Source organism: Burkholderia perseverans (assembly GCF_022870505.1).
GTDB lineage: Bacteria > Pseudomonadota > Gammaproteobacteria > Burkholderiales > Burkholderiaceae > Burkholderia > Burkholderia plantarii.
The window spans coordinates 148,592-163,702 of the sequence record NZ_CP045093.1 but is presented as its reverse complement, the minus strand read 5'-3'; the positions used below and the strand labels follow the sequence as shown (position 1 = coordinate 163,702).

The 15,111-nt window shown below is 70.1% G+C and carries 16 protein-coding genes; 7 read left to right on the top strand and 9 right to left on the bottom strand.

The annotated features are described in order from the left end of the window. Positions 1-114 precede the first annotated feature (114 nt). From BpN12_RS00750 to BpN12_RS00735, 4 genes are read right to left on the bottom strand one after another with little or no spacing between them, the layout of a single operon-like run. Entirely contained in the window at positions 115-987 is an 873-nt protein-coding gene (locus BpN12_RS00750; RefSeq protein WP_246793390.1) for a fumarylacetoacetate hydrolase family protein, read from the bottom strand. 53 nt (positions 988-1,040) lie between these two features. Further along, the gene (locus BpN12_RS00745; RefSeq protein ID WP_246793389.1) at positions 1,041-1,691 is read right to left on the bottom strand and encodes a DUF4286 family protein; all 651 of its coding nucleotides are present in this window, start codon (positions 1,689-1,691) and stop codon (positions 1,041-1,043) included. A 34-nt stretch (positions 1,692-1,725) separates the two neighbouring features. After that, entirely contained in the window at positions 1,726-2,586 is an 861-nt protein-coding gene (locus BpN12_RS00740) for a shikimate dehydrogenase family protein (RefSeq protein WP_246793388.1), read from the bottom strand. Next, positions 2,583-4,193, bottom strand: coding sequence for an acyl CoA:acetate/3-ketoacid CoA transferase (locus BpN12_RS00735; protein ID WP_246793387.1), 1,611 nt, complete (start codon positions 4,191-4,193; stop codon positions 2,583-2,585). Before BpN12_RS00735 ends, BpN12_RS00740 begins: the two co-directional genes overlap by 4 nt. Positions 4,194-4,458: 265 nt before the next feature. Between BpN12_RS00735 and BpN12_RS00730 the strand changes: the two genes are divergently transcribed. Then, positions 4,459-4,911, top strand: a complete 453-nt coding sequence (locus BpN12_RS00730) for a MaoC family dehydratase (protein WP_246793386.1) — start codon at positions 4,459-4,461, stop codon at positions 4,909-4,911. Between the two features lie 24 nt (positions 4,912-4,935). Here BpN12_RS00730 and BpN12_RS00725 read toward each other — a convergent pair whose 3' ends face one another. Beyond that, positions 4,936-5,802 (bottom strand): helix-turn-helix transcriptional regulator, encoded by an 867-nt coding sequence (locus BpN12_RS00725; protein WP_246793385.1) that lies wholly within the window; start codon positions 5,800-5,802, stop codon positions 4,936-4,938. An 18-nt stretch (positions 5,803-5,820) separates the two neighbouring features. Continuing rightward, a complete protein-coding gene (locus BpN12_RS00720; RefSeq protein ID WP_246793384.1) occupies positions 5,821-6,471 on the bottom strand; it encodes an MBL fold metallo-hydrolase in 651 nt (216 codons plus the stop codon). Between BpN12_RS00720 and BpN12_RS00715 the strand changes: the two genes are divergently transcribed. From BpN12_RS00715 to BpN12_RS00700, 4 genes are all read left to right on the top strand, one after another. Continuing rightward, positions 6,445-6,753 (top strand): hypothetical protein, encoded by a 309-nt coding sequence (locus tag BpN12_RS00715; protein WP_246793383.1) that lies wholly within the window; start codon positions 6,445-6,447, stop codon positions 6,751-6,753. The two genes, BpN12_RS00720 and BpN12_RS00715, sit on opposite strands and share 27 nt — an antisense overlap. 103 nt (positions 6,754-6,856) lie before the next feature. Next, complete coding sequence (locus BpN12_RS00710; RefSeq protein WP_246793382.1) at positions 6,857-7,942, top strand: LacI family DNA-binding transcriptional regulator; 1,086 nt, start codon at positions 6,857-6,859, stop codon at positions 7,940-7,942. A gap of 109 nt (positions 7,943-8,051) precedes the next feature. After that, complete coding sequence (locus BpN12_RS00705; protein ID WP_246793381.1) at positions 8,052-8,378, top strand: thioredoxin family protein; 327 nt, start codon at positions 8,052-8,054, stop codon at positions 8,376-8,378. Between the two features lie 14 nt (positions 8,379-8,392). Beyond that, positions 8,393-8,812 (top strand): secondary thiamine-phosphate synthase enzyme YjbQ, encoded by a 420-nt coding sequence (locus BpN12_RS00700; protein ID WP_246793380.1) that lies wholly within the window; start codon positions 8,393-8,395, stop codon positions 8,810-8,812. Positions 8,813-8,835: 23 nt separating this feature from the next. Here BpN12_RS00700 and BpN12_RS00695 read toward each other — a convergent pair whose 3' ends face one another. The 3 genes from BpN12_RS00695 to BpN12_RS00685 form a co-directional block, all read right to left on the bottom strand. Beyond that, positions 8,836-9,870 carry a Zn-dependent oxidoreductase gene (locus tag BpN12_RS00695; protein WP_246793379.1) on the bottom strand — a complete coding sequence of 345 codons (1,035 nt, stop codon included), beginning with the start codon at positions 9,868-9,870 and terminating at the stop codon, positions 8,836-8,838. A gap of 64 nt (positions 9,871-9,934) precedes the next feature. Further along, positions 9,935-11,143, bottom strand: a complete 1,209-nt coding sequence (gene manD / locus BpN12_RS00690; RefSeq protein WP_246793378.1) for a D-mannonate dehydratase ManD — start codon at positions 11,141-11,143, stop codon at positions 9,935-9,937. A 92-nt stretch (positions 11,144-11,235) separates the two neighbouring features. Beyond that, positions 11,236-11,967, bottom strand: coding sequence for a GntR family transcriptional regulator (locus BpN12_RS00685; protein WP_246793377.1), 732 nt, complete (start codon positions 11,965-11,967; stop codon positions 11,236-11,238). A gap of 144 nt (positions 11,968-12,111) precedes the next feature. On the opposite strand from BpN12_RS00685, the gene BpN12_RS00680 reads away from it, so the two are divergent. After that, positions 12,112-13,593, top strand: coding sequence for a mannitol dehydrogenase family protein (locus tag BpN12_RS00680; RefSeq protein WP_246793376.1), 1,482 nt, complete (start codon positions 12,112-12,114; stop codon positions 13,591-13,593). Between the two features lie 120 nt (positions 13,594-13,713). Further along, positions 13,714-15,042: an MFS transporter gene (locus BpN12_RS00675; protein WP_246793375.1), complete on the top strand. Its 1,329-nt coding sequence runs from the start codon at positions 13,714-13,716 to the stop codon at positions 15,040-15,042. Positions 15,043-15,111: the final 69 nt, after the last annotated feature.

Genomic DNA, 15,111 nt, shown 5'->3' with positions numbered 1-15,111 from the left:
AGCCAATGCTGCCAGCGCGGCGTGGCTTCGTCGTGTCGTGGCACGTCGTGGCGCCGCGCCGCGTCCGATCACGCGGTCTCCCGCCGGCTTGCCCGATTGCCTTGCTTGTCTGCCCTACTTCACCCCGCGCGCGAACCGCGAATCCTCCCACGCGATCACGGTCTGCTTCTGCACGCCGAGCCCCTCGACGCCGAGTTCCATCACGTCGCCGGGCTTGAGATACTGCTCGGGCTGCATGCCGAGCCCGACGCCGGGCGGCGTGCCGGTGGTGATCACGTCGCCGGGCTGCAGCAGCACGTGGTGGCTCGCATACGAGACGATCCGCGCGAGGCTGAAGATCATGTCCGAGGTGGACGAATCCTGCAGGCGCCGGCCGTTCAGGTCGAGCCAGAGGCCGAGCCGCTGCGCGTCGCCGGCCTCGTCGGGCGTGACGAGCCACGGGCCGAGCGGCCCGAAGCTCGGGAACATCTTGCCCTTCACCCACTGGCCGCCGTGTTCGAGCTGCATCTCGCGCTCGGACACGTCGTTGCAGACGCAGTAGCCGGCCACGTGGTCGAGCGCGCTCGCCTCGTCGACGCAGAGCGCCGGCTCGCCGATCACGAGCGCGATCTCCACCTCCCAGTCGCACTTGCGCGAACCCTTCGGCAGCACCACCGGATCGTAGGGGCCGGACAGGCATGACGGCGCCTTGTTGAACAGGATCGGTTCGGCCGGGATCGGCGCATTGGTCTCGATCGCGTGCTGCACGTAGTTGAGCCCGATCGCGATGAAGTTGCCCGGCTGCGCGATGCACGCGCCGATGCGCGGCGTGCCTTCAACGCGCGGCAGCGTGTCGAGCGCCACGCCGCGCAGGCGCTCGATGCCGCCGGCGGCGAAGAAGGCCGGCGTGAAGTCGTCGCACAGCGACGACAGATCGCGAAGCTGGCCGTCGCGATCGAGCGCGCCGGGACGTTCCTGGCCGATGGGGCCGTATCTGAGCAGTTTCATTCGGGTTCCTCAATGTTGCGGATGCATGGGGTTCGGTGAGCGGGCCGCCTGGCTCAGGCGGCCGGCAGCCGGCAGATTTCGAGCGAGAAGATTCCGGCGCCGGCAGTCAGGCCCGGCCGCACCGCATCGCGGGTCATCTCGACGAGCCGGTCGAGCGCCGCCTGCGCGGCCGCCAGCGTCGAGGTCTCCACCATCAGCACGCGCGGCGGCACCACGAACGCACGCTCGCGCGATTCGGCCGTGTCGATGCGGCTCGCCGCGTCGTCGGCCGCGAGCAGATGCAGGGCCAGCACGCCGGTGGCGGCCGGCAGCGCGGCGAACGCGGCCTCGATGTCGAGGCCGGCGTCGGCGGGCAGCCGCAGCGTCAGCGCATGGCCGCCGGTGCTGCCGCCCGTGCTGCGCTCGACACGGCAGATCGAGCGCGCGGTATTGCGAAACGACTTCACGGTCTCGCGCGTGGCCGGCGTGGGATGGTCGAGCCGTTCGAGGTAGGCGGGACTCGTCAGCACGCCGAGATCGTCGGCCTCGTAGACGGTCAGCCAGGCCGGCTCGCCGCTGCCGCGGTAGCGCCGGCCGCGCCGGAAGCCGGGCAGCGCGAGCCGCTCGGGAATGTGTTCCTGGTCATGCCATTGATAAAAAGCGGTCTCGGCGCTGTCGAGTACGTCGTTCCAGATCAGCACCGCCGCCCGACCGAGCAGCGACATGAGCGTGTCTCCTGATGGGTTGATGGGGATGGCGTCAGCGCGGCACCGCGAAGAAATCGAGGATCGCGTCGACCTGCCCCGCATGCATGTCGCGGCCCGTCACGATGCGCGCGCCGGCCTGCCGCGCGCGCGCCACCAGCGCGGTGGGCGAGGCCTCGGGCCGCAGCACCACGTCGCCGACGATCGAGCGCGCCGTGAGCGGGCCGGGCTCGCCCGGCAGCGCGTCGCCGTCGCGCATGCCGACCGTGGAGGCATTGATCACGATGTCGTAGGCGCCGCCGTCGCGCTCGATGCCGGCCTGGCAGGCAGGGAAGTGTTGCGTCAGCTCGCCGGCCAGCCGCGCCGCGCGTGTGTGGTCCGGATCGAGCAGCGTGATCGCGCGCACGCCGTCGGCCGCCAGCTCGGCCGCGATCGCGGCGCCAGCGCCGCCGCAGCCGAACACCAGCGCGCGCAAGCCGGCCAGCGGCGCCACGCGCCGCGCCGCGGCCACGAAGCCGACGCCGTCGAACATCTCGCCGGACCAGCTGCCGTCGGGCTCGCGCCGCAGTGCGTTGACGGCGCCGACGATCGCCGCGCGCGGCGACAGCCGCGCGGCCAGCGGTGCCATGCGCGCCTTGTGCGGCGAGGTGACGAGCAGGCCGTCGAGATTGCCGAGCGCCATCAGGCCGCGCACCGCCTCGTCGAAACGCGCGTCGCGAATCTGCGCCGCGAACAGCAGCGCATTGCGCCCGGCGCGCGCGAACGCCTCGGTGTAGACGGCGGGCGAACGCACCTGCGCGACCGGATCGCCGACGATCGCATAGAGACGCGTGGCGCCGTCGATCGCGCAGCCGCTGGGCGCCCCGTCCACCGCGTTCGCCCCGTCCGCCCGGTTCGGCGCCCGCGGGCCGCTCATCGCCGCTGCTCCGCGTGCCAGGCCGCGAGCCGCGCCGAGCGGAAGCGCCGTTCGCGCGCGAGGATCTCGTCGCGCATGCCGATCGGCTCGGGCCGGAAGCAGCGCGCGTCCATCTCCTTCAGGTCGGGCGCGACGGCCGGGCGGAACGCCATCTGGCCGAACACGTCGCGTTCGAGGTCGATGCCGGGCGCGACTTCGGACAGCACGAGCCCCGCGTCGCCGACGCGGAACACCGCGCGCTCGGTCACGAACAGCACCTGGTGGCCGCGTGCGCGCGCGAGCTGCGCGCTGTAGCAGATCTGTTCGAGCGAGCGCACGAACTTGCGATGCCGGCCCTCGGTGCGGATCACGGTGCGGCCGTTCTCCCAGCCGATGTCGAGCCCGCCCGCCGTCAGCGTGCCGCTGAAGATCACGCATCTGGCGTTCTGGCTGATGTTCATGAAGCCGCCGACGCCGACGATCTTGTCGCCGAAGCGGCTGATGTTGACGTTGCCCTGCGCGTCCACCTCGGCGAACGACAGGAACGCGAGGTCGAGCCCGCCGCCGTCGTAGAAGTCGAACTGGGCCGGCTGGTCGATCATCGCCGCGAAGTTCTGCGCGCCGCCCGAGTCGCGGCCCGTGATCGGCGCGCCGCCGATCAGCCCTTGCTCGTTGGTCAGCACCACCGCGTCGAGCAGCCCCTCCTCGGCGGCCACCGTCGAGAGTCCGGTGGAAATCCCCGCGCCGAGGTTGCAGACGGCATCGGGATACAGCTCCATCGCCGCGCGCCGCACGATCACCTTGCGCGCGCCGAACGGCAGCGGCGTGATCTGCGAGAGCGGCACGCGCAGCTCGCCGGCATAGCTCGGGTCGTAGTCGGTGGCGTAGGTCTGGCGCTGCTCGGGCACCACCACCACGAAGTCCACCAGGATGCCGGGGATCTTCACCTGCTTCGGCGGCAGCGTGTTGCGGCGCGCCATGCGCTTGACCTGCACCACCACGATGCCGCCCGCGCGGCGCGTGGCTTGCGCCATCGCCAGCATCTCGCCGAACACGGCCTCCTGCTCCATCGTCACGTTGCCGTCCTCGTCGGCGGTGGTGCCGCGCAGGAACGCCACGTTCAGCGGCAGCGGCTTGAAGCGCAGCCATTCCTCGCCGTCCAGCTCCATCAGCTCGACGAAATCGGCCGGCGTGCGCGGGCTCTGCCGCGCGCCCTGCTGGCGCGGATCGACGAAGGTGCCGAGGCCCGTCTTCGTGATCAGGCCCGGGCGGCCGGCCGCCATGTCGCGCATCAGCTGCGAGAGCACGCCCTGCGGCAGCGTATAGGCTTCGATGCGATCCTCGGCGGCCAGCGTGACGAGGCCCGGCGAATCGACCAGCGCGCTCGTGATGGCGCGGCGCAGCAGCCCTTCCTGCGCCAGATGCGTGGCGCCGAGCGCGGCGCGGTCGCCCACCCCCACCACGCTGATCGAGGTGATGCCGCGCGGCTGCTGCACCTCGCGATAGCGCTCGCCGAGCGCGGCCAGCAGCGCCTCGGGCACCGAATGGCCGCCGCCCGAGCCGCCGATCAACACCGCGTCGCCGTCCTGCACCCATGCCGCGGCCTCGGCCGCCGTGATTGTCTCCATGTCGCCTTCCTGACTGATCGTTGCCTGCGCCGGGGGCGTCGCTCGCCCTACGTTCACGCTTTTGTGTAACCGGTTTCATTAGAGCGCACATCGATCATCATTTTACCTAGTGATTTCACGTATACGCAGTTTTTTTCGGTTTATCTCCGTGATCTGGTTTACTTCTTCAAGATGTAACCGGTATCATTTTTGACGGATGACGGACCGCCGCGAGGGTCGCGACGGCCGCTCATGGCAGGGACATCACCCGTTCAGGAGACAGACGATGGCAATCAAGGGCGTGGAAATCGGGCAGGAATTCCGCTTCGCGAAGACGGTCGGCGAGACCGACGTGACGCTGTTCGCGGGCCTCACCGGCGACTTCAGCGACACTCACGTCAACGAGCAGTACATGCAGGAGAAGTCGGCGATCGGCACGCGCATCGCGCATGGCGCGCTGCTGGTCGGCTACATGTCGACGGCCTCGACCATCAGCATCGCGCACATCATCCATCGCACCGATCTGGACGAGTTCCCGGTGTCGGCCGGCTACGACCGCATCCGATTCATCCGGCCGGTGCTGCTCGGCGACACGGTGACGGTGATCTACAAGGTCGCGGAAATCGATGAAGAGAAGCGCCGCAGCACCGCCGACATGGAGGTGATCAACCAGCGCGGCGAGGTGGTGGCCGCGGGGCGGCACCTGATGAAGTGGGCGAAGAAGCTGTCGAACCAGTGAGCGCGGCGCGGCCGCCGCCGCCGCTCATCGAAACCTGGAAGGCTCGGTCCCGTAGCGTTCGAAGAATTGCCGGCTGAAGCTCGCGAGCGAGCTGTAGCCGACGCGCGATGCCACCGTCTTGAGCGGCAGGCGCGACGTCATCAGCAAACGCAGCGCCTCGGCCGTTCTCGCGTCGGCGATCACGGCCCTGAGCGTGGTTTCCTCCTCGGCCATGCGCCGGCGCAGCGTCGGGCCGCTCAGGCCGGTGAGCGCCTCCAGCTCCGCCGAACTCCAGCCGTGAGCCGGATCCCGCGCGACGGCCCGGCGGATGGTGGTCGCGAGGCTGGGCGCGCGCGGATGCAGCAGCGTGATGTAGCCCGATTCGTACAGCGAAATCACGATCTCGAGCATCGCGAGCAGCGACAGCGTCCGGCGCCCCTGGCGCATCGCCTCGGCCCAGCGCATCAGCGGCGAGAGCACCGTGTCGAACGGCACGGCGGCGATCTCGTCGGTGCCGGTCGCAGGCGGCGGCGCCGCCAGCAACAGCCGCGCCGCCTCCAGCTGTTCGTCGAGCAGCCCGACGCTCAACGCGACGAACTCGCCCTCGTCGGGGTCGGGGATGTATCTGACGTCGATGTTGCGCGCGGTCGGCACCAGCAGGATGTCGCCCGGGCGCACCTCGCGCCAGCGATCCCGCTCGCGGTACCGGAAGCGTCCCAGCAGCGGGAACGACAGCGTCGCGCCGTCGGCATCGTACTGATTGACCTGATGCGCCTGCACGGAGCGCAGGCAATCGCACGGCAGCGCATCCGGGGACCGCGCCAGATCGAGCAGGCTGGCGAGCAGCGCGCTCGTCGATTGACGTTCCGGTTGGCGTTCCGATTCGTGTTCCATGTTGCTGCGCGGCTTCATTGATGATTCGCCGACGACTCAAACGGCGGGGGACCAGAGATCATAGCTGAGCCGATAGGCATTGCCGTCGCGGGCGATCGAGCCGGCCGCCGGAAGGTTGAAGTGCATGCCGGTGATCGACAGCTGGTCGGCGACCACGCGATCGAGCAGCCGGGCACGCGTGGCCGCGGCCTGCGTCGAGTCGCTGTCGAAGGCGATCGTGACCTCGGGCTGCGCCAGCTGCAGGTGCGGGAAATGCACGATGTCGCCCCAGATCAGCAGCGCGTCGCGCCCTTCGCCAAGCAGATAGCCGGTGTGCCCGGGCGTATGGCCGAACAGCGGCACGGCCTGGATGCCGGGCAGGATCGACTCCTGGCTGAACGGGACCAGCCTGTCCTCGTAGGCGCCGAACGCGTTGCGGGCCACCTCGAAGAACGGGCGGAAGCCGTCGGGCGCGTTCGAGTAGACGGTGTCGTCACGCCAGAACGCGAGCTCCCGTTCATGCACGAACAGCTGCTGCACGTTCCTGAAGATCGGCGATCGAAGCGGTGCCGCCAGGCCGCCGATATGGTCCGGGTGGGCATGGGTGAGCAACACCGTGTCGATCCGCAGCGGATCGATGCCGGCGGCGCTCAGCGCCACCTGCAGGCGGCCGCCCCAGCCATGGATGCCGCCCGCGCCGCTGTCCACGAGTATCGTGCGCTCCGCCGTCTCGATGACATAGGCATTGATGTTGAGCCTCGGCAGCGCCGGCGCGCCGTGCTGTTCGAGGATCGCGCCGGGTCGATGCCGTGGAGCACCTCGAACGACACGTCGAGATGGCCGTCGCTCAACATCGTGACGATCATGTCGCCGACCTGCTTTCGATTGATTGCCGGAGCCTGGAACACCGTAGGAAAGCGCATGAAAATCTCACTGACGAGGTTGAACGGGTTCGCCGCGCACGACGACGAAACGGAGGCGCAAGCTTAACGTTTGCCACCTTCGCGTTCCGTTCAGTTTGCTTCGTCAATCGCTCAATGCCGGCCGAAGCCCCGCCGGTATAATGTGCCCCTTTCCTCCTCCGGCAATCGACATGGCAAAAGGTGCGCGCAGCAGCAAGTCCGATGCGGCACCGGCCATCGCCAGCGCGCCGCGCGCCGGCGCCGCCACGCTGAAGGACGTCGCCGATTTCGCCTGCGTTTCGAAGGCCACGGTCTCGCGCTTCGTCAACAATCCGCAGATCGTCTCGCCGGCCGTGCGCGAGCGCATCCAGGTGGCCATCGACCACCTCGGCTGGGTGCCGCACGCGGCGGCCCGCGCGCTCGCCACGCAGCGCACCGGCACGATCGGCGCGGTGGTGCCCACGCTCGCCAACGAGCACTTCGCGAGCGCGATCCAGACGCTGCAGGACGAACTCGAGACCGAGGGCTACACGCTGCTGCTGGCCTGCTCCGAGTACGAACTCGAGCGCGAATACCGGCAGGTACGCAAGATGCTCGAACGCGGCGTGGACGCCGTGGTGATGGTCGGCGAAGGCCATCATCCCGATCTCTACCCGCTGCTCGAGCAGCGCCGCATCCCGTGCGTGAGCACCTTCACCTACCCGCCGCGGCACGGCACCGTCTGCGTGGGCGTGGACAACTACCGCGCCTTTTACGACTGCACCCACTACCTGCTCGACCTCGGCCACCGGCGCATCGCGATGATCGCCCAGAACGCCGACACCAACGACCGCGCCGCCGCGCGCCGGATGGGCGTGCGCGACGCGCTGGCCGAGCGCGGCATCGCGATCCATCCCGCGCACGAGGTGGAGGGCTACTGGAGCGTCAAGGAAGGGCGCCAGCTGCTGCGCCGGATCCTGGAGGCGCCGGTGGCGCGGCCCACGGCGATCGTCTGCGGCAACGGCTCGTTCGCGATGGGCGCGATGCTGGAGGCGATGGCGATCGGCATCGACGTACCGGGCGAGCTGAGCCTGATCGGCTTCGACGATTTCGAACTGATGGCCGAGCTGCCGATCCCGATCACGACGGTGCGCGTGCCGAGCGCCGAAATCGGCAAGCAGGCGGCGCGGCTGATCCTGGCGCAGCTCGACGGGCAGGCCGAGGTCGAGAGCGTGGGCTGGGCGGCCGAGCTGATGATCCGCGCGTCGTGCGCGGCGCCGCGAGGCGGGTCAAACTGATCACGCGGGGCGCCTTGCACCGCCCTCGCCCGTTTCCGCTACAGTGGCAGTCACGGCCCCGCTGCATGGCAGCGCGGGCCGCCCCTTTCCTCCAGCACCGGGAGTGACGATGAGTTCCCCGCAAGCCTATTCCGAGGATGCCCCGAGCCGCGCCGAGGTCGACGCGCTCGCCGGCACCACCGTGATCGAGTTCGGCGCCAACTGGTGCGGCATCTGCAAGGGCGCGCAGCCCGCGATCCGCGAGGCGTTCGCGGCCCACCCCGGGATCCGCCACCTGAAGATCGAGGACGGCCCCGGCCGGCCGCTCGGCCGTTCGTTCCGCGTCAAGCTGTGGCCGACGCTGGTGTTCCTGCGCGACGGCGCCGAAGTGGCGCGCGTGGTGCGGCCCACCGAGTCGGCGCAGATCGAGGCCGACGGCTTCGCCGCGCTGGCCTGAGCCGCACGCCGCCGATGAAACAGGCCATCCAGCACCTTGCCATCGAGACGCGTGGGCGCGGCCTCGTCGAATTCACCACGCGCGTGCGCGCGTTCATCGATCAGCAATCGGTGCGCGACGGGCTGCTGACGGTGTTCTGCCGGCACACCTCGGCGTCGCTGCTGATCCAGGAGAATGCCGATCCGTCGGTGCAGCGCGATCTCGAACGCTACTTCGAGGAGATCGCGCCCGAGGACGCCGCGCGCTACGAGCACGACGACGAGGGCCCCGACGACATGCCCGCGCATCTGCGCACGGCGCTCACGCAGGTGCAGCTGTCGATTCCGGTCGAGCACGGCCGCATGGTGCTCGGCACCTGGCAGGGCATCTACCTGTTCGAGCATCGCCGCGCCGCGCACCGGCGCGAGGTGGTGGTGCATCTGATCGGGGAATAAGCGCCGCGGCGGGACTGCGCCGCTCAGCCTGGCGGCGCGAAGTCGAGCAGCACCTTGCAGGTGTCCTTCGGGCTGTGCTCGGCCAGCTCGAACGCGCTGCCGACGTCGCGGAAATCCACCTTGTGCGTGACGATCGACTCCGGCGTCACGAGCCCGCGCTCGAGCCAGTCGATCACGGTCGGAAACATCGCGCAATTGAGGCGCGAGGCGGCCAGCGTCAATTCCTTCTTGGTCAACTCCTGCTGCGCGATCGCCGACGGCGCGGACGAAAAGCCGAGCAGCCCGATGCGGCCTGCCGGCGCCGCGAGCCGCACCGCCTCCTCGAGGATCGACGGATGGCCGACCGCGTCGAAGATCAGCGTCGGACCGCCGTCCACGCCGCGCGTTTGCAGCGCCTCGCCGATCTCCTCCTCGCCGGTGTTGATGGTCTCGTCGTCGGCCGCGCCGCAGCGGCGCGCCAGCGCGAGCCGCTCGTCCAGGCGGTCGGTGATGAACGCACGCACGCCATGCACGCGCTTGAGCACCTGCAGGATCGTCAGGCCCACGGTGCCGGCGCCGTAGATCAGCGCGACGTCGTCGGGCAGCACGCCGGTGCGCGCGGTCACGTTGGCGGCCACCGCGAACGGCTCGACAATGGCCGCGCAGCTGTCGGCGATGCCTTCGGGAATCCGGTAGGCGTTGGCGGCCGGCGCGCAGACGTATTCGCTGAAGCCGCCGTCGCGATGCACGCCGAGCACCACCAGCTTGCGGCACACGTTGCGCCGGCCGATCCGGCAGGCCTGGCACTGGCCGCAGCTGATCACGGGATCGACGGCCACCAGCTCGCCCAGGCGCGCGGCGTCCACGCCCTCGCCGAGCGCCTCGACGCGGCCCACGAACTCGTGGCCGATGATGCGCGGATACGAAACGAACGGGTTGTGCCCGCGATAGATGTGCAGGTCCGAGCCGCAGATGCCCGCGTAACGCACACGCACACGCACCTCGCCCGCGGCGGGCTGGGGCAGCGGCATTTCGCGCACGCTCAGGCTGTTGGGACGGTCGACGACGACGCTCAGCATGTCTGGTTCCTGATGTCTTGAAAGGGGTTGGAATGCGGCGCGCGCGGCGTCGCGGCGCGCACGCTCACCAGTTCCACATCGAGCCGTCGCGCAGCCGCGCGACCGGCAGATAGGCGCGCTCGTAGGGATACTTCGCGGCGAGCGCCTCGTCGATCTCCACGCCGAGCCCCGGCGCGTCGTCCATCACGAGGAAGCCCTTGTCGAAGCGGTAGGTGTGCGGGAACACCTCGTTGGTCAGCGCGTTGTGCGGCATCAGCTCCTGGATGCCGAAGTTCGGCGCCCACAGCCCGAAGTTCACGGCCGCCGCCATGCAGACCGGCGACAGGTCGGTGGCGCCGTGGAAGCCGGTGCGCACCTGGTACATCGCCGCGTAGTCGGCGATGCGCCGCGCGTGCGTGATGCCGCCCGCATGCACGATGGTGGAGCGGATGTAGTCGATCAGCTGCTCGCGGATCAGGTCCTTGCAATCCCAGATCGAATTGAACACCTCGCCCACCGCCAGCGGCGTGGTGGTGTGGCTGCGGATCAGCCGGAAGCTCTCCTGGTTCTCGGCCGGCGTCGCGTCTTCCAGCCAGAACAGCCGGTACGGCTCGAGATCGCGGCCGAGGCGCCCCGCCTCGATCGGCGTGAGGCGGTGGTGCGCGTCGTGCAGCAGATGCGGCCCGAAGCCCACCGCCTCGCGCACCTTGCGGAACAGCTCGGGCGTGTGGCGCAGGTAGAGCGCGGTGTCCCACGGCTCCTCGGGCGGCAGGCCCTTTTGCGCCGGCTCGTATTCTCCCGCCACCTTGCCCACGCCGTAGACCTTGTCGAGCCCCGGCACGCCCGACTGCACGCGGATCGCCTGATAGCCTTCCTCGATGTGCCTGTGTACCGCGTCCACGGCTTCCTCGTGGTCGCGGCCGTTGGCGTGGCCGTACACCATCAGGCCGTCGCGGCTCCTGCCGCCGAGCAGCCGGTACACCGGCATGCCGGCCAGCTTGCCGAGGATATCCCACAGCGCCATGTCGATCGCCGCGATCGCCGTCATCGTCACCGGGCCGCGCCGCCAGTAGGCGCCGCGATAGAGGTATTGCCAGATGTCCTCGATGTTGCGCGGATCGCGCCCGACGAGGCACGGGAACACGTGCTCCTCCAGGTACGCGCGCACCGCGAGTTCGCGCCCGTTCAGCGTGGCGTCGCCGAGGCCGTGGACGCCCTCGTCCGTGACGATCTTCACCGTCACGAAGTTGCGGCCCGGACAGGTCACGATGGTCTGCAACCGTTCGATCTTCACTGTGTTTCTCCCTCTGCATGCGGCCCGGGCGGCGCGGCGGCCGGCGGGCGGTTCGTGTGTGGAACGTGTGCGGCTCGCGTGTAGTGCCTGGATCAATCGATGAAATGGCTGGGCACGCGCCCGCGCACCTCGGGCAGGTGCGAGCCCACGCGGTCGATGTGGCTCGCCACCGTGGCGCCCAGCAGCGCGAAGTTGCGCGAGGCCAGCTGGGCGAGGATCAGCTCGTGCTCGTGCAGCGCGCGGCGCGCGTGGTCGGCCACGCGATCGAGCAGCAGCCAGCGCACGCGGTCGAACTGCCGCTTCATCGGCTGCAGCATCTCCCACACGTGGCCACGGCCCGCGAACTCGAACAGGCGCCGGTGCATGCGCTCGTCCAGATCGAAGAAGCGCTCGACGTCGCCGGCCTCCACGGCCTCGCGCTGCGCCGCGACGATCTGGCCGAACTCGGTCAGCTGCGCCGGCGTGATGGTCTGCGCGAGCTGCACGTGGTTCGCGCATTCGAGCGTGCTGCGCGCGAAGCGCCCTTCCTCCAGCTGCGAGACCGAGATCGGCGCGACGATCGTGCCGACCTTGCGGATGATGTTCACGAGATGCTCGTCGGCCAGCTGCGCGAGCGCCTCGCGCACCGGCGTGCGGCTGACCTCGAGCGCCTCGGCGATGGCGGCCTCGGACAGGCCCGTATGCGGCGGCAGCGCGCCGCGCACGATCGCGTCACGCAAGAAACGGTGGACCTGGGGGCGATAGGGTTGGTCGGCGTTCGCCTTGAAGCCGCGCAGGGCCGCGAGCGCGGTGTCTTCCTGCAGCACGGGGGCCATGTCGGTCATGAGCGTGGGTATGCGATGATTTGTACCATGGTAGCAGCGAGGTGCAACAAACCATTCGTAGCGTTTACACCGATAAAATCGGCGATACGCGCCGTTTAAGCTTGGCACACCGCGAACTCTACCATGGTAACAATCATCCCCACGATGGCGAAACTCCTGTGTACCGCGGCGCTGCCGGCGCTGGCCCCGACCACGCAACGTCCCATCTACGCACGCGACCGGCTGCGCCGCGGCATCGTCCATCTCGGGCTCGGCGCGTTCCATCGCGCGCACCAGGCCGTCTACACGGAGGCGCTGCTCGAACGCGGCGACGCGCGCTGGGGCACGCTCGGCGTGCATCTGCGCGAGCGCCGCATGGCCGACCGGCTCGCCGCGCAGGACACGCTCTACTCGGTCACCGAAAGCGACGGCGAGGCCGCGCGCAGCCGCGTGATCGGCGGCCTGCTCGGCGCGCTGCACGCGCCCTCGGCGTTGTCCGGCGTGCTCGACGCGATCGCCGATCCCGGCGTCGCGATCGTCAGCCTGACCGTGACCGAGAAGGGCTACGGCATCGCGCCGGCCAGCGGCGAACTCGACGAACACGATCCCGACATCCGCCACGACACGCTCGCGCCCGACGCGCCGCGCAGCACGCTCGGCGTGCTCGCCGCCGGCCTGCGCCGGCGCGCGGCCGGTGCGCCGCTGACGATCCTCTGTTGCGACAACATGGCCGCCAACGGCGACACGCTGCGCCGGCTGCTGATGCAATACGCGACGCTCACCGACGCCGCGCTCGCGCGCCGGATCGGCGACACCATCGCGTTTCCGAACACCATGGTCGACCGCATCGTGCCGGCCGCCACGCCCGCCACGCCCGCCTCGCTCGACGCGGCCGAGGCGCGCCTCGGGCTGCGCGACGAGGCCGCGATCGTCTGCGAGCCGTTCTCGCAATGGGTCATCGAGGATCGCTTCAGCGGGCCGCGGCCGGCCTGGGAGGACGCCGGCGCGCTGCTGACCGCGGACGTCCACCCCTACGAGGCGATGAAGCTGCGGCTGCTCAACGGCTCGCATTCGGCGATCGCCTATCTTGGCCAGCTGCGCGGGCGCGCCACCGTGGCCGACGCGATGGCCGACCCGGCGCTGGCCGGCTTCGTCCATCGGCTGATGACCGAGGATCTACTCGCCACCGTGGCGGCGCCGGCCGGCTTCGACGCCGGCGGCTATTGCCGCGACCTGCTCGCGCGCTTTCGCAATCCCACGCTCGCGCACCAGACGCGCCAGATCGCCACCGACGGCACCCAGAAGGTGCCCGTGCGCTGGCTGCCGGCGCTGCGCGAGAGCCTGGCCGCCGGCATCGAGCGGCCGCGGCTCGAACGCGCGCTGGCCGCCTGGCTGCATTACCTCGATAGCGCGCGCAGCGAGGCGGGCGAACCGCTCGTGATCGGCGACCCCGGCGCGGCAGCGCTGGCCGCGCGCCTGCATGCAGGCGCCGCGCCGCTCGACAAGGCGCGGGCTGCGCTCGGCCACGCCAGCGTGTTCGGCGACGCGCCGTGGCCGGAGCACTTCATCGCGCGGCTCGCGCGGCACCTCGATACCTTGCGCCGCGGCGGCACCGGCGCGCTGCTCGACGCGCCCGGCCACCGCTGAGCGCAGCACCCAGGCTCACCGCGGCGCCCGGCACGACAGCCGGCGCCGCCCGCCCCGGCACGCGCGACACCGGGGCCGGCCCACCGGCCGGACGCGCGAACCCGAATCAGGAGACATGGCATGAAGCAACGCACCATGGGCTGGATAACGGTGTTCCTGTTATTCCTCGTCTACGGCATCAACTACCTGGACCGCGTGGCGCTCTCGCTCACCGCGCCGCTGATCCAGCAGGACCTCGGCATCGATGCCGCGCAGATGGGCATCGTGTTCAGCAGCTTCTTCGTCGGCTACGCGCTGTTCAACTTCGTGGGCGGGCTGGCCAGCGACCGGCTCGGGCCCAAGCTCGTCTACGTGCTGGCCGTCGGGCTCTGGTCGCTGTTCTGCGGGCTGACGGCCGTGACAGTCGGCTTCGCGAGCCTGCTGGTGGTGCGCGTGCTGTTCGGCATGGCCGAGGGGCCGCTCTGCGCCGGCGCCAACAAGATGGTCAACAACTGGATGCCGCACGAGCGCGCCGCCACCGCGATGGGCCTGTTGAGCGCCGGCTCGCCGCTCGGCGGCGCGCTGGCCGGCCCGGTGGTGGGCCTGCTCGCCGTCAGCTTCGGCTGGCGTCCGGCGTTCTGGATCATCTGCGCGATCGGGCTGGTGTGGGTGGTGGCGTGGATCGCGCTGACCGCCGACGAGCCGGGCCGCAGCCGGCTCGTGACCGCAACCGGGGCGCAGCCGGCCGGCATCGACACGGCCAACGCGGCCGGCGCGCAAGGCAGCGCCCGTGCGGCGTTCGGCCCCGAAGCCGCGCGGCTGTCGCTGTGGGACTGGGTGCGCCAGCCGCTCATCATCGCAGCCGCGTTCGCGTTCTTCAGCTACAACTACGTGCTGTTCTTCTTCCTCAGCTGGTTCCCGAGCTATCTCGTGCAGGCCCATCACCTGAACCTGAAGGAGATGAGCCTCGCCACCGTGGCGCCGTGGCTGGTGGGCACGGTCGGGCTCGCCGCGGGCGGCGCGATCTCCGACGCGATCTTCCGCTGGACCGGCCGGCTGATGCTGTCGCGCAAGATCGTGCTGGTGGTGGCGCTGGTGGGCACCGGGCTCTGCGTCGGCGTGGCGGGCACCGTGCAGACGGCCGCCAGCGCCGTGACGCTGATGTCGGTGGCGCTGTTCCTGCTGTACGTGACGGGCGCGCTGTACTGGGCCGTGGTGCAGGACGTGGTGCATCCGGCGAAGGTGGGCAGCGTGAGCGGCTGCATGCACTGCGTGGGCAGCCTCTCCGGCGTGATCGGGCCGGCCGTGACCGGCCTGCTCGTGCAGCGCAGCGGCTCGTTCGCCACGGCGTTCCTGCTGGCGGGCGGCGTGGCGCTGGCCGGCGCGGTGCTGTCGGGCATCTTCATTCGCGAGCCGCGCGAGCGCGACGCAATTCACGGAAAACTGCTGCGCGAGAATACCGGGCATTGAGGAAAAGGCCGCTGAAAATCATCGGCCCAATTCGCTTTTTCTTTATGCAAACCCTTAAATCCGCCTTTT